Raw genomic sequence first — 13,276 nt, forward strand, 5'->3', positions numbered from 1 at the left:
ATTCGGGGAGCTCCACTGAAGGTTGGTTGGCTTCGCAACCCCAGCTTCTCAGTCCCTCCTCGAATGAACAACCTTCATAGCTTCGACACCTAGGCGCGCCCGTTGCTGCGCTCGGCGACGTCCTTCGCCTGCACCGAACCGCCCTTGGCCAGTTCGACCATATCAGCGAGCAACTCGACCTGATCGAAAAAGCAGACGCGGCCGCGGCCGTCCTGCTTGGCGCGGTAGAGGGCGGCGTCGGCGCGCTTGAAGTAGGTACCGATGTCGCTGCTGTCGTTGCCGATCAAGGTGACCCCGACGCTGGCGCCGATGGAAATCTGGTGACCGCCGATGTCGTAGGGTGCGCAGAGCGCCTCGACGATGCGGCAGCCGAGCGAAACCGAAGCGTCCGGCTGTCGGCTGTCATTCTGGATGACGGCGAATTCGTCGCCGCCGAGGCGCACGAGGCAATCCGCCACGTCGACACAGCCGCGCAGCCTGTCGGCGACCACGCACAGCAGCGCGTCGCCGACAGGGTGGCCGAGCGTGTCGTTGACCTGCTTGAACAGGTCGAGGTCGAGGCAGAGCAGGGCGCGGGCGCGGCCATCCCGGACATTGCCGACCGCCAGTTCGAGCTGCTGGCGAAACAGGATGCGATTGCCGAGCCCGGTCAGCGTGTCGTGATGCGCCAGATAGGCGATGTCGGCCTGCGCGCGCTTGCGTTCGTCGATGTCCTCTAGCAGCCCGACCCATTCGATGATGCGCCCGTCTGTGTCGAACACCGGGGCACCTTGCGAGCGAACCCAGAGCCAGCGTCCGTCGCTGACCTTGAGACGGAACTCGACATCGAGCGGCGTGTTTTGCTTGAGCGCCTCGGCCCAGGCGGCGGAGGTAATCGGGCGATCGTCGGGATGGATGGCGTTGGTCCACTCCTGGCCCTCGACCTCGCTTTCCGGCCGGCCGGTGAGTTGCTCCCAGCCGGTCGCGAGGCCAGCGCTGCCATCCCCGTCGCGACGCCACAGCACAATGGCACCCGTTTCGGCGATGGTGCGATAGCGGCGCTTTTCGCTGCGCAGGGCATTTTCGGCCCTGGTAAAGCTCTGGCGCAGGATCTCGAATTCCTGGATTGAGGATGGGGCAACCGAGGCCGCCTCCGTCTCCTGTCCATCGGCGATGGCATTGCTGTAGCGGGCCAGCGCCTGCACAGGCTGCAGGATGCGTTTGCCGAGCCACATCGCCACGCAGACGGCAAGCAGCAGGCTCATGCCTGCACCCAACATCAGATTGAACATCGGGTCGCGCCAGCGCGCGTCGAATACGGTCGTCGATTCACCGACGATGATCACCCAGCCCGGTGTGCCAGCCAGCTTCTGGAAAGACAGGATGATCGGCAGGCCTTCAATGGTCTTTGCCGCAAAAAGTCCGGCATTGGTTCCAAGCGCCTCCAGTTTGGGCCAGTCCGGAGCGACTTGGCCAATGAACCGGCTGGCGTCACGCGAACGTGCGAGAATGCGCCCGTTGCCGTCGGTGACGGCCACCAATATGTCGGTCGGCGCGCGCTTGCCGCGCTGCAAGGTCTGGATAAGGTCTTGAGGTGACGTCGACATGACGTAGGCAGCGGTCCCGCGCTTGCCCGGAGGGGCGGGCACAGCCAGCACGAGGCGCGGCTCGTTGCCTGTGGTAAGCACATTCGAGACAACGTTCGCCTGCGTACTCATGGCAAGCACTGCGGCATCTGCCGCCGCGTTCGACCTGGCGCGCAAGGCCGGGACGCGATCGTTGGCGATCAGCGCCACATTGTTGTCGGCGCCGAGCACCCACAGTTCCGGCTCAGGGAGCGGTTCGGGATCGGGAATCTCACGATGTTGCGCCAGCACCGACATGTTGGCGAAGCGGCTGCTCAGCTCTCCTTCGATGGCATTGGCCAGCGTGCGAGCGGTGTCGTTCAAGCGCGCGACTGCCGCATCCCTGTAGGCGCTTCCGGCAGACCAGACCGCAACAGCCGATACTGCGACCACGGGAAGCAGGCAGGCCAACGCCAAGGCGATGAGGTAGCTGTTGAGACCGCGTTTGGCTTGCGAGTTCTTCTCCATTCCCACCGCGCGCTCAACTCCCGACGATCCATCAGAAGTTGCTAATCGCCCGAGAATGTTTTCCAAAAGGTCAACGCGGATGTATCGTCCTGCGTGAAATGTCTGTCGATCACATGAATCGCAGGTTGTGCAGCGCGGGTGGCATCGGCGTCAGCACCTTGAAGCGCGTGGCGCAATCACGATATGCCTGATGGCTCGAATCGCAGGAGATCGAACTTGTCCGGATTGACGCGCTTTCTCGGCGACACCCCGCTCAGGGTGTTCATCAAGCTGCTGGTCATCTCCTTCCTCGTCGGCATCGTCATGTCAGCCTTCGGCTGGTCGCCCTTCGACGTGATCTACGGCATCCGCGATTTCTTCGTCGACATCTGGCGCATGGGCTTCCGCGCCGTCGATCGCTTCCTCGGCTACTTCCTGCTGGGTGCCGCGATCGTCGTGCCGGCCTTCATCATTCTGAGGCTGTTCAGCTACCGCAAATAGCTGCCGCCCCGTCTGGCATGATCTTTTCCGAAACGCGATTGATGCGTTTCGGGGCCATGCTCAGGCGAAGGCGGCCGCCGTTTCGAACAGGATGGCGTGGCGGGCGGCAAGGGCTGCGACATCGGTCGAATAGCCGCCGCCGATCACCCCGCACAATGGCACGCCACGTCCGCGAAAGTGCCCAATGACGAGACGCTCGCGCCGGCGCAGCCCCTCGTCGCTCAGCGCTAGACGGCCAAGCCGATCCTCGCGATGCGGATCGACGCCGGCATTGTAGAAGACGATGTCCCATCTGCCGTGTCGTGACAGGCCGGCAAGGGCGTCGGTGAGAGCATCCAGATAGGCATCGTCGCCGGTCTTGTCGGGCAAACCGATGTCGAGGCTCGAGGCGACCTTGCGCACCGGGTAGTTCTTTTCGGCATGCATCGAGAAAGTGAACACCGAAGGAGTGCTGGCAAGGATCTCGGCGGTGCCGTCGCCCTGATGCACATCGAGATCGACAACCAGGATGTTCTCGACCTGCCCATCTTCGAGTAGCGCCAGTGCGGCGACGGCGACGTCGTTGAAGGTGCAGAAGCCGGCGCCCTGGGCGCGGCGGGCATGGTGACTGCCGCCGGCGGCGTTGCAGGCGATGCCATGGCTGAGTGCCAGCCGTGCCGAAGCCAGCGTGCCACCTGCGGCGAGCTGGGCGCGCCGCGACACGCGCTCACCGACAGGAAAGCCGATCTCGCGCTCGATGTGGTGCGGCACCGTGCAGGTCAGCACTTGGTCGACATAGGTAGCGTCATGCGCAAGCCTGAGATAGTGCGGCGCGATCGGGTCGGCCCGGTTGAGCCCGCTGGTCAGGCCGAGGGCTTCGAGCCGTGCCATCAGCGCCGTGTATTTGCCCATCGGGAAGCGGTGGTCGGCGGCAAAGCCGGCATCGTAGTCGGGATGGCTGACGATCTGAAGCGGCATGGAGGGGTGCTGAACCAGGAGGGCGAAATCGATTGTTGCCGTAACTTAAATGGTTGCGGGCGTTGGGGAAACCGGGGCATGTGCCCTAGGGAGATTCGGCAACTGGGAGGACTTTCGTTGGAATACGCATCGCCAGAGGGCCGCGTGACGCCTTTTTCCGTCACCAACCGCTCGGTGTTGGCGATTGCCGTGCCAATGACCCTGGCCTATCTGACCACCCCTTTCATCGGCCTTGTCGGCACCGGCGTCGTCGGGCAGTTCGGTGATGCCGCCCTGCTCGGCGGCCTGGCAGCCGGTGCTGTCGCCTTCGATGTCGTCTTCACCAGCTTCAACTTTCTGCGTGCCGGCACGACGGCGCTGGTGGCGCAGGCTTTCGGCCGCGGCGATGCCTCCGAAGAGCAGGCGGTGTTCTGGCGCGCCGTGGTGATCGCCCTGATTGCCGGCATCGTGCTGGCGCTGACCGCACCACTGACCTCGCTTGCCGGGCAGTGGTTCATGCAGGCCGAGCCGCGCGTCAACGAGACGCTCGACCACTATGTCCGTATCCGCATGCTGGGCGCGCCCTTTGCCCTGATCAACTACGCCATCCTCGGCTACATCCTCGGGCGGGGCGAGGGCAGTTTCGCGCTGTTTCTGCAAGCGACGCTCAATGGCGTCAACATCGTCGTCTCCATCCTGCTTGGGCTGCATTTCGGCTGGGGCGTCGAAGGTGTTGCCTGGGCCGCCGTTGCCGGCGAGCTTGCCGGCATGGTCATCGGACTGGCGGTGCTGCTGCGGCGTTTCGGGCGCGAGCCCAGGCTGGCGCGCCGGCGCATCTTCGATGCCGCCGCGTTCAAGCGACTGTTCGTGCTCAACCGCGACATCATGATCCGCTCTTTGTCGCTGCTCATAGCCTTCGCGCTGTTCACCCGCCAGGGCGCCCAGTTCGGCACGGTGACCCTTGCGGCCAACGCGGTGTTGATGAATTTCTTCATCGCTGCCGGCTTCTTCCTCGACGGCTTTGCCGCCGCTGCCGAACAGCTCGCTGGCCGCGCCGTTGGCGCGCGCTACGAGCCGGCTTTCCGCAAGGCGGTCTATCTCTGCTCGATCTGGGGCTTTGCGCTGGCCGGCAGCATGACGGCGGCACTCATGATCTTCGGCGCCGACCTGATCGCGTTGATCTCGACGGCCGAGGACGTGCGCGCCGCGGCCATCGCCTTCCTGCCCTGGGCGGCATTCACCGCGCTGAGCGGCGTGCTTGCCTTCCAGATGGACGGCATCTTCATTGGCGCCGCCTGGTCGCGCGATATGCGCAACATGATGGTGATCTCGTTGCTGGTGTTCATCGCGGCACTTGCGGTGCTGCCCTCAGCCTACGGCAATGCCGGGCTATGGGCAGCCCTGCACCTGTTGCTGATCGTGCGCGGCCTGTGCCTGCTGGCGATCCTGAAGCCCAGGGCGCGGGCAACGTTTCAGAGCGGTGTCGCGGCCCACTGATCGAGCTTGCTGTCACGCAGCTCGGAGATGCTCTTGAGGCCTTCGCGCGCAGCAAAGTCGGACATGCCGCGCACGATGCGCGCCGGCAGCGACGGGCCTGCATAGACCATGCCGGTGTAGAGCTGGACGAGGTCGGCGCCGGCACGGATCTTCTCCAGTGCCGTGCCAGTCGAGTCGACACCGCCGACGCCGATGATGGCGCGCTGCGGGCCAAGCAGCTTGCGCATGCGCGCAAGAACCGCCGTCGAGCGCGCGAACACCGGCTTGCCTGACAGGCCGCCGGTCTCGCCGGTGTGGGCCGGGCTGCGCAGCGCAGGCCTCGTGATGGTGGTGTTGGAGACGATGACGCCGTCGATCGCCTTTTCGGTCACTTCGGCCGCGATGTCTTCGAGCTCTGCCTCGTGCAGGTCGGGCGCGATCTTGAGGAAGATCGGAACAGCATGGCCAGCTTCGGCGCGGGCGATCATGACGCTGGCCAGCAACTCGGCGAGCTGTTCGCGTGCCTGCATGTTGCGCAGACCGGGCGTGTTGGGCGACGAAATGTTGACCGTGAGATAAGAGGCATGGCGGGCGAAGCGCTTCACGCCGAGCACATAGTCACCGATGCGGTTTGTGCTGTCCTTGTTGGCGCCGATGTTGACGCCGACGATACCGGGCCGGCCGGCGCGGGCAATGAGGCGCTTTTCGCAGGCGTCATGGCCTTCATTGTTGAAGCCGAGCCGGTTGATGACGGCATCGTCCTCGACGAGGCGGAAGATGCGCGGCTTGGGATTGCCAGCCTGCGGCAGCGGCGTCACCGTGCCGATCTCGGCGAAGCCGAAGCCGAGCCCGAGCAAGGCGTCCGGCACCTCCCCGTTCTTGTCGTAGCCGGCTGCCATGCCGAGCGGATTGGGAACGTCGAGCCCGGCGATCTTCAGCCGCAGGCGGGCATCACGCGGGGCGCGGCCGCCGACCGGCAGGCCGCAGCGCAGCGCCTTGATCGACATCCCGTGTGCGGTCTCGGCATCGAAGCTGAACAGCAGATGCCGGCCAAGACGGTCGAATGCGCTCATGCTTCAAGCTCCGGAAAATCGTGGGCGCCGTCGGCGTTGAGCGGCAGGGGGCGAACCCATTTGGCGGCGCTGGCCTCGAGCTGGGCATAGAGATGCGGGAATAAGGCGCCGCCGCGCGAGACCTCGTATTTCAGCGCCGGGCCGAGGCGCTCGGCGTCGATGGCAATGAGCAGCAGGTCGGCCTGCCCAGTGAAGTGTTTGGCGGCGGTTTCCACCACCTGTTCAGCAGTCGAGAAATGGATGAAGCCGTCGGCGAGATCGATCGGCGCGCCGGTGAAGATGCCGCTGCGTTCGGCCTCGCGCCACATCGCTTCGGGACAGATCTTGTAGATGGTCTTCGTCATACGGGCGCTATAGGCTGAAAGCATGATGCGGGAAAGGGCAGCTTTCATTGCCCACCGCAATTTGGGCCCAATGCTTTCAGACAATGCGCACCGTCCGCGAATGGAGACAGCTATGCGCCGCGCTTTTTTGATGCTCATTCCCTTCATCGCCGGCCTCGGTGCCGGACCGGCGCTGGCCGCCGAAACGCAGCGCTACCAGATGGAAAAGACCGACAAGGGATATGTCCGCATGGACACCCAGACCGGCGAGATGTCGATCTGCGAGGAACGCGACAATCAGCTGGTCTGCAAGCTGGCCGCCGACGAGCGATCGGCCTTGCAGGACGAGCTCGGCCGCGTGCAGTCCGAGCTGAAGGCGCTCGATGAACGCATCGTGAAACTCGAGAACTCGCTGACAGCCCAATTGGAATCGAAACTGCCGACCGAGGAAGAGTTCCAGAAGAGCATGGGCTACATGGAGCGCTTCTTCCGCAGCTTCATGGGCATCGTCAAGGACATGGAAAAGGAAGACCAGGCGCCACAGATGGCGCCCGCACCGAACAAGACCTGAGCGGATTTTGTGCCTTGGCGGCCTGAAAGTTGAGCATGAACGGCCAACTCACCGGGCGATTTGACTTTAGCTGCTTGAAAAGACGCCACCGGGCCGCATAATCACGGCCGACGGTCCAAGACGCACAGAACGGTCGGGGCCTCGGGAGGGATATTTGCCAGCAGGCCACAAGTTCGTCATCGCGGACGACCATCCGCTGTTCCGCGGCGCTCTCAAACAGGCTATTGCCGGGCTGGCCGACGTGTCGAGCGTGCTCGAGGCCGGCGACTTCGAGAGCGTCAAGGCGATCGTTGCGGCGAATGAAGACATCGACATCGTGCTGCTCGACCTGTCGATGCCCGGCGCTTCGGGGCTCTCCGGTCTGATCTCGCTGCGGGGCATCCATGCGACCGTGCCCGTCGTCATCGTCTCGGCCCATGACGACCCCGAAACCATCCGCCGCGCGCTCGAGCTCGGCGCTTCCGGCTTCATCTCCAAGTCGGCGAGCATGGACGACATCCGCAACGCCATCGAGGCAGTGCTGTCGGGCGAAATATCGGCCCCCGGCGACATCGACCTCGGCGTCGAGCGCGATCCCGAAATCTCCGACCTGATCAAGCGCCTGCAGTCGCTGACGCCGCAGCAGACGCGTGTGCTCGGCATGCTGGCGGAGGGCCTGCTCAACAAACAGATCGCCTACGAGCTAGGCGTCTCGGAAGCGACGATCAAGGCGCATGTCTCGGCGATCCTGCAGAAGCTCGGCGTCGACAGCCGCACCCAGGCCGTCATCCTGTTGTCCAAGATCGGCGGCGAGCCGCGCCCGGCGGCGTAAGCATCCCGAAACGCGGACGCCGGTTTTCGGCATAGATCATGTTCGCAAAGCAGGGTCACTCGGCGGCGTGGGCCATGCGCCGCATCCGGTTCATCATCGAACGCAGGACAGCGGGCTTCAGCGGCTTGTTGAGCACGGCGACATCGAGCTGGTCGGCTGCGGCGCGGACCTCGTTGGAACGGTCGGCGGTGATCAGCACGGCAGGTGTCGCTTCGCCATAGACCGTGCGCAGCGAGCGAATGACGTCGAGACCGTTTTCGCCGTCGAGATGATAGTCGGCGAGGATGATTTCCGGTGCCGGTCCGTCGGGCTCGCCGGCGATGAATGCAGCCGTTCCCGAATAGGTGCGCACCTCGCAGCCCCAGCCTTCAAGCAATAGCCGCATGCCTTCCAGGATGCGGGCGTCGTTGTCGATGCAGACGACCGTCAGGCCGTTCAGCGCGGCCGCGGCCTGGATGCGCGGCCGGGCAGCCGCCGCCGCTGGCAGTTCCTCGGCAGTGGTGACGGGCAGGATGACCGAGAAGCGGGTGCCCTTGCTCTTGTGCGACTCGATCTGGATCTCGAGCTTCAGCACGCGCGCGATGCGGTCGACGATCGACAGGCCGAGCCCGAGGCCCTGGGCTTCGCGCATTCCGTCGTCGAGGCGGGTAAATTCGTGGAACACGGTGCCGAGCTTGTCTGAGGCGATGCCGATGCCGCTGTCTATGACCTGGATTTCGGCAAGCTCGCCGCGCCGCCTGACGCCAACGACGACGCGGCCGGTGCGGGTGTATTTGATGGCGTTGGAGACGAGGTTCTGAATCAGCCGGCGCAGCAGGTTGCGGTCGGTGTTGACGGTGAGCGTCGACGGCACGATCACCAGTTCGAGATCCTTGGCGCGGGCCATGGGCAGGAAGTCGGTGCCGATCTGGCGCAACAGCCCATCGAGGCGAAAAACGGTTTCCGCAGGCTTCATCGCACCCGCATCGAGGCGCGATATGTCGAGCACGGCACCGAGGATGGTCTCGACGGATTCGAGCGAGGATTCGATGTTGCGCGCAGCGATGCCGGCATTGCCCTTGCCGGCCTTCTCGATCAGCGACGAGCAGTAGAGGCGGGCGGCGTTGAGCGGCTGCAGGATGTCGTGTCCGGCAGCCGCGAGGAAGCGCGTCTTGCCGAGATTGGCCTCCTCGGCCAGCATCTGCGCCTGGGCGAGTTCCTCGTTGACGCGGGTAAGCTCGGCGGTGCGGCTCTTGACGCGCTGCTCCAAAGACTCGTTGGCGCGCTTGAGCGCGAGGTCGGCGGCGACGCGCGCGGAGATATCGGTATAGGTCGCGACGATGCCGCCGTCGGGCATCGGGTTGGAGCTCATTTCGATGATCCGGCCGCTGGTGGTCAGTTCGATCTGCCAGGGGCCGCCGAAGCTGGTCAGCCTGTCGAGCGTTCTGAGCCGCGACGTCGGCGGGATGTCGCCGCGGGCGACAAGATAGGCAAGGATGCGGTCGATCGAGACGCCGACCTGGCCCATCTCGTCGGGCAGGTCGAACAGCGAGCGGTACTGACGGTTCCAGCAGATCAGGCGGAAATCCTGGTCGAAGACGGTGATGCCCTGTTCCATCTGGTCGAGCGCGATCTGCAATAGGTCGCGGTTGTGCTGCAGCGCCTCGGTGGCGTCGTTGAGCAGGCGGAACGTGTCCTTGGCCGAGTTGTCGCCGCGCTTGAACAGCAGGGACAGGATCAGCCGCGCCGACGAGGAGCCAACGGCACTTGCCATCAGTTGCTCGGAGAAGCGGATGACGTCCATGCCGGCGGGGTCGTTGCCATTCAGCTTGCTGCCGCTGTCGCGCTCAAAACTCTGGAAAGAACGTTCGGTGCGCTCGACGCCGAGATATCTGGAGATGGTGTCCTTGAGGTCGTTGACGGTGATCGCCGTGCGGAAGCGGCGCAGCGACGGCATCGGGCTCGAGTCGCGCGGCACGAAGATCGAGGCCTGGATACGCTCGAGCGGCACCGAGGCGCGCGACAGCGAGCCGAGGACGAGGAACAGCGTGTTGATCGCCAGGCTCCACAGCACGCCGTGGTTCAGCGGTTCGGCCGAGGTGCCGAACAGCGCCTGCGGCCTGAGTGCCTCGATGCCGAACAGGCCCTCGGAGAGGATCGCCGTATCCGGCGAAGCGAGCGTCGGCAACAGCAGCGTGTAACACCAGACAGCGATGCCTGCGGCCATGCCGAGCGCTGCGCCCCTTGCATTGGCGCGGCGCCAGATCAGGCCGCCGATGAAGGAGGGCGCGAACTGCGCGATCGCCGCGAACGACATCAGGCCGATCGAGGCGAGGCGCGTGTTGGTGGTGCTCTCGCGATAGTAAAGGAAGGCGACGAACAGGATGATGAAGATCGAGGCGCGGCGGATGTTGAGGATGATCGCCGACCAGTCCTCGGTGTCGCCGGCCTTCAATTTGACCAGCCGGCGCACGAAGATCGGAATGACGAGATCGTTGGAGATCATGATCGACAGCGCCACGCTTTCGACGATGACCATGGCGGTTGCCGCCGAGAGGCCGCCGATGAAGGCGACCATGGCGAGGAAGTCGTGGCCTTTGAACAATGGCAGCGACAGGACGTAGAGGTCACCTGTGGTGGCCGTGCCGACCACGGCCAGACCGGCAAAGGCTATCGGCAGCACGAACAGATTGATTGCCACGAGATAGGCGGGGAAGACCCATGTCGCCTTGCGCAGCTCGTCTTCGCTGCGGTTCTCGACGATCATCACGTAGAACTGCCTCGGCAGCATCACGATGGCAAAGCCGCTTATGCAGGTGACCACCAGCCAAGTGCCGAGCGAGGTGCCATAGCTCATGGCATCACCGACCTGTTCGGTGGCGCCGAAGCTGTTCAGCATGTCGCCAGGGCCGTCGAACAGCGCAAAGGTGACGAACAGGCCGACGGCGAGGAAGGCGACGAGCTTGACGATCGACTCGACCGCGACCGCCAGCACCAGCCCGTTCTGGTGTTCGGTGGCGTCGGCATGGCGGGTACCGAACAGGGTGGCAAACAGTGCCAAGAGCAGCGCCACGATCAGCGAGATGTCGCTGACGAAGGGATCGAAGGATGGCGGTGAGCCGGTGTAGTGCTCGACCATCAGACTGACCGAGCCCGATATCGCCTTGAGCTGGAGCGCGATGTAGGGGATGGCGCCGACCGTGGCGATCAGGGTGGCGATCGAGGCGACGGAAAAGCTCTTGCCGTAGCGCGCGCCGAGGAAGTCGGCGATCGAGGTGATCTTCTCGGCCTTGGCCAGCTTGATGATGCGGCTGAGCAGCGGGAAGCCGAACATGAAGACCAGCACCGGGCCGACATAGATGGCGAGGAATTCGAGCCCGCGCTCGGAAGCCAGACCGACCGAGCCGAAGAAGGTCCAGGACGTGCAGTAGATGGCGAGGCTGAGCGCGTAGATGAACGGCCGCGGCCGGCCCGGACCCCAGTTCGCGGCGCGGCGGTCGCCGATGCTCGCAATGGCGAACAACAGCGTGACATAGGCGACGGCGATGAGGACGACGGCCAAGCCCTGCACTCTAGCTTCTCACTCCCACGCAAATGTCTGTTTCCCGTGTGCTGAGGCAATCACAGCCGCGAAGACAAGTCCATTATCCTTGTCTCCTAGACCGGCCGTGTCGGTGCTTGCAGGGGCGGGGTTTTGCAACCGACGGTTTTTGCTATGGTGACAACGTGCGGCGACGGTTGGCGGGGAACGATTCGCCTTTCTGCAGATCGTGAACGGAGGGTTCAATGCTAAAGGAATTCCAGGAGTTTATTGCCAAGGGCAATGTGATGGACCTGGCCGTCGGTGTCATTATCGGCGGCGCCTTCGGGCTTATCGTGTCATCGTTGGTTGCCGATATCATCATGCCGATAATCGGCATGGCAGGCAGCGCGGATTTCTCGAACTACTTCCTCCCGCTTTCTGATGCGGTCACCGCGACGTCGCTGGAAGAAGCGAAAAAACAGGGGCCGGTTTTCGCCTATGGTAACTTCCTCACCGTTGTCATCAATTTCCTGATCCTTGCCTGGATCATCTTCCTGATGGTCAAGGGCGTGAACACCATGCGCAAGCGTCTGGAGAAGCAGAAGGCAGCCGAACCGGCAGCGCCACCGCCTGCCGATGTCGCGCTGCTGACCGAAATCCGCGACCTGCTCGCCAAGAAATAGCCGGCTGAGCCTGGCATCGCGAAAACCCCCGGCTGGCTGGACCACCGGGGTTTTTTCGTCTCTGCCGGCACGATAGGACTAGGTCCAAGCAGCAAATGTCCAGCCTGGGGTGACCATGAGCCTTCTCGACGCCGTTCGCATTGAGGCCCGCAACGCGCCGATGAGCGGTATCGAGGCGGTTGCCAATTACGGGCGCGACCGCACCGGCCTCATCCCGATGTGGTCGGGCGAGAGCGACATGCCGACGCCCGCCTTCATCAGCGACGCCGCGGCGCGGGGCCTTGCCAATGGCGAGACCTTCTACACCTGGCAGGCCGGCATTCCGGAACTGCGCCAGGCCATCGCACGCTACTACCAGCGCCATTTCGGCAAGGGCTTCGGCGCCAACGAATTCATCGTCACGATCGGCGGCATGCAGGCGATTACCATGGCGCTGCAAGTGACGGCGGGCGCCGGCGACGAAGCCATTTATCTGGCGCCGGCATGGCCGAACTTTGCCGGCGCGGCAGGCGTTGCCGGCGTCAGGCCGGTGCCGGTGCTGCTCGACATGACCGACAATGGCTGGAGCTGCGACGTCGAGAAGATCGCTGCCGCCATCACGCCGCGCACCAGGGCGATCTTCGTCAACTCGCCGTCCAACCCGACCGGCTGGACCGCCGACCGCGAGACGCTGCAGGCGATCCTCGACCTGGCGCGCCGGAAGAACCTCTGGATCATTGCCGATGAGATCTATGCGCTGTTCCACTATGATGGCCGCCGTTCGGCGTCGTTCATGGACATCATGGATCCGGAGGACAGGATCCTGTTCGTCAACACCTTTTCCAAGAACTGGGCAATGACCGGTTGGCGCGTCGGCTGGCTGAAGACGCATCCGTCGCTCAGTCGCACCTTCGAGAATCTGGTGCAATATTCGAGCTCCGGCGTGGCGCAGTTCATGCAGCGTGGCGGCATTGCCGCTCTCGACGAGGGCGATGCCTTCATCGCCGAGCAGGTCGAACGTGCCCACAAGGCGCGCGACATCGTCTGCAGGATTCTGGGCGAGACAGGCAAGGTGCGTTTCAGCGTGCCGCCGGGCGCCTTCTACCTGTTCTTTGCCGTCGACGGCATGAAGGATGCCGACGCTGCCGCTTTCGACATTGTCGACAAGGTTGCGGTCGGCGTTGCCCCCGGCACCGCGTTCTGCGCCGGCGGCGAGGGGTTCCTGCGTCTGTGCTTCCACCGCCGCCTCGACCAGGTCGAGGAGGCATCGCAGCGGCTGGCCAGATGGATCAGGGAGCAATAGCCCGAACGGCGGATCCAAGGCTCAAGATGCAGAAAGGCCCGAAACCTGACCGGTTCCGGGCCTTTCG

At 64.2% G+C, this 13,276-nt stretch carries 11 protein-coding genes; 6 read left to right on the top strand and 5 right to left on the bottom strand.

From position 1 onward, the window contains the following. Positions 1-89: 89 nt before the first annotated feature. Positions 90-1,928 (bottom strand): diguanylate cyclase domain-containing protein, encoded by a 1,839-nt coding sequence (locus HNQ95_RS30205; protein ID WP_182575996.1) that lies wholly within the window; start codon positions 1,926-1,928, stop codon positions 90-92. A 327-nt stretch (positions 1,929-2,255) separates the two neighbouring features. Here HNQ95_RS30205 and HNQ95_RS30210 point away from each other — a divergent pair, with 327 nt between their 5' ends. Then, positions 2,256-2,552, top strand: a complete 297-nt coding sequence (locus tag HNQ95_RS30210; protein ID WP_182575995.1) for a DUF6460 domain-containing protein — start codon at positions 2,256-2,258, stop codon at positions 2,550-2,552. A gap of 60 nt (positions 2,553-2,612) precedes the next feature. Here the strand turns inward: HNQ95_RS30210 and HNQ95_RS30215 are convergent, their stop codons facing one another. Continuing rightward, a complete protein-coding gene (locus tag HNQ95_RS30215) occupies positions 2,613-3,509 on the bottom strand; it encodes a histone deacetylase family protein (RefSeq protein WP_182575994.1) in 897 nt (298 codons plus the stop codon). Between the two features lie 78 nt (positions 3,510-3,587). Between HNQ95_RS30215 and HNQ95_RS30220 the strand changes: the two genes are divergently transcribed. After that, entirely contained in the window at positions 3,588-4,985 is a 1,398-nt protein-coding gene (locus HNQ95_RS30220) for an MATE family efflux transporter (protein ID WP_182575993.1), read from the top strand. Here the strand turns inward: HNQ95_RS30220 and HNQ95_RS30225 are convergent. Together HNQ95_RS30225 and HNQ95_RS30230 are read right to left on the bottom strand one after the other, a co-directional pair. Beyond that, positions 4,961-6,037: a quinone-dependent dihydroorotate dehydrogenase gene (locus HNQ95_RS30225; protein WP_182575992.1), complete on the bottom strand. Its 1,077-nt coding sequence runs from the start codon at positions 6,035-6,037 to the stop codon at positions 4,961-4,963. The genes HNQ95_RS30220 and HNQ95_RS30225 overlap by 25 nt on opposite strands. Next, a complete protein-coding gene (locus HNQ95_RS30230) occupies positions 6,034-6,381 on the bottom strand; it encodes a DUF952 domain-containing protein (RefSeq protein ID WP_154387168.1) in 348 nt (115 codons plus the stop codon). Before HNQ95_RS30230 ends, HNQ95_RS30225 begins: the two co-directional genes overlap by 4 nt. Positions 6,382-6,511: 130 nt before the next feature. Between HNQ95_RS30230 and HNQ95_RS30235 the strand changes: the two genes are divergently transcribed. After that, complete coding sequence (locus HNQ95_RS30235) at positions 6,512-6,931, top strand: hypothetical protein (RefSeq protein ID WP_246719286.1); 420 nt, start codon at positions 6,512-6,514, stop codon at positions 6,929-6,931. A gap of 154 nt (positions 6,932-7,085) precedes the next feature. Next, positions 7,086-7,742 carry a response regulator transcription factor gene (locus HNQ95_RS30240; protein WP_067965392.1) on the top strand — a complete coding sequence of 219 codons (657 nt, stop codon included), beginning with the start codon at positions 7,086-7,088 and terminating at the stop codon, positions 7,740-7,742. 55 nt (positions 7,743-7,797) lie between these two features. Here the strand turns inward: HNQ95_RS30240 and HNQ95_RS30245 are convergent, their stop codons facing one another. Further along, positions 7,798-11,292: a PAS domain-containing hybrid sensor histidine kinase/response regulator gene (locus HNQ95_RS30245; protein WP_182585848.1), complete on the bottom strand. Its 3,495-nt coding sequence runs from the start codon at positions 11,290-11,292 to the stop codon at positions 7,798-7,800. A gap of 215 nt (positions 11,293-11,507) precedes the next feature. Here HNQ95_RS30245 and mscL point away from each other — a divergent pair, with 215 nt between their 5' ends. Beyond that, entirely contained in the window at positions 11,508-11,927 is a 420-nt protein-coding gene (gene mscL / locus HNQ95_RS30250) for a large conductance mechanosensitive channel protein MscL (protein WP_182575991.1), read from the top strand. 115 nt (positions 11,928-12,042) lie between these two features. Continuing rightward, on the top strand, positions 12,043-13,209 hold the full coding sequence (locus HNQ95_RS30255; RefSeq protein ID WP_182575990.1) for a pyridoxal phosphate-dependent aminotransferase: 1,167 nt from the start codon (positions 12,043-12,045) through the stop codon (positions 13,207-13,209). Positions 13,210-13,276 lie beyond the last annotated feature (67 nt).

Origin of the sequence: Aminobacter ciceronei, from assembly GCF_014138625.1 — a bacterium.
GTDB lineage: Bacteria > Pseudomonadota > Alphaproteobacteria > Rhizobiales > Rhizobiaceae > Aminobacter > Aminobacter ciceronei.